This window comes from Streptomyces sp. NPDC020490 (assembly GCF_044335305.1).
GTDB lineage: Bacteria > Actinomycetota > Actinomycetes > Streptomycetales > Streptomycetaceae > Streptomyces.
Genome location: NZ_JBIRUY010000088.1, coordinates 1 through 1105, shown reverse-complemented (window position 1 = coordinate 1105; position 1105 = coordinate 1). Strand labels below are relative to the sequence as shown.

General features: G+C 57.1%; 2 rRNA genes (1 of these 2 cut by a window edge). Both read left to right on the top strand.

What is annotated here, in order from left to right:
• A 23S ribosomal RNA gene (locus ACH4ZX_RS40065) occupies positions 1–896 on the top strand (it extends 1638 nt beyond the left edge of the window).
• 92 nt (positions 897–988) lie between these two features.
• Positions 989–1105: ribosomal RNA gene (rrf, locus tag ACH4ZX_RS40060) — 5S ribosomal RNA — on the top strand.

Below are 1105 nucleotides of genomic sequence, written 5' to 3'. Positions count from 1 at the left end.
TACCCGGTGAAATTGCACTACGAGTAAAGATGCTCGTTTCGCGCAGCAGGACGGAAAGACCCCGGGACCTTTACTACAGTTTGATATTGGTGTTCGGTTCGGCTTGTGTAGGATAGCTGGGAGACTGTGAAAGCCATACGCCAGTATGGTGGGAGTCGTCGTTGAAATACCAGTCTGGTCGTGCTGGATGTCTAACCTGGGTCCGTGATCCGGATCAGGGACAGTGTCTGATGGGTAGTTTAACTGGGGCGGTTGCCTCCTAAAGGGTAACGGAGGCGCCCAAAGGTTCCCTCAGCCTGGTTGGCAATCAGGTGTTGAGTGTAAGTGCACAAGGGAGCTTGACTGTGAGACCGACGGGTCGAGCAGGGACGAAAGTCGGGACTAGTGATCCGGCGGTGGCTTGTGGAAGCGCCGTCGCTCAACGGATAAAAGGTACCCCGGGGATAACAGGCTGATCTTCCCCAAGAGTCCATATCGACGGGATGGTTTGGCACCTCGATGTCGGCTCGTCGCATCCTGGGGCTGGAGTCGGTCCCAAGGGTTGGGCTGTTCGCCCATTAAAGCGGTACGCGAGCTGGGTTTAGAACGTCGTGAGACAGTTCGGTCCCTATCCGCTGTGCGCGTAGGAGTCTTGAGAAGGGCTGTCCCTAGTACGAGAGGACCGGGACGGACGAACCTCTGGTGTGCCAGTTGTTCTGCCAAGGGCATGGCTGGTTGGCTACGTTCGGGAGGGATAACCGCTGAAAGCATCTAAGCGGGAAGCCTGCTTCGAGATGAGGACTCCCACCCACTTGATGGGGTAAGGCTCCCAGTAGACGACTGGGTTGATAGGCCGGATCTGGAAGCCAGGTGACTGGTGGAGGTGACCGGTACTAATAGGCCGAGGGCTTGTCCTCAGTTGCTCGCGTCCACTGTGTTGGTTCTGAAACCACGAACAGTCCCATGCCGTTTCGGTGGTGTGGTGCGGGTGTTCACAGTTTCATAGTGTTTCGGTGGTTATAGCGTGAGGGAAACGCCCGGTTACATTCCGAACCCGGAAGCTAAGCCTTACAGCGCCGATGGTACTGCAGGGGGGACCCTGTGGGAGAGTAGGACGCCGCCGAAC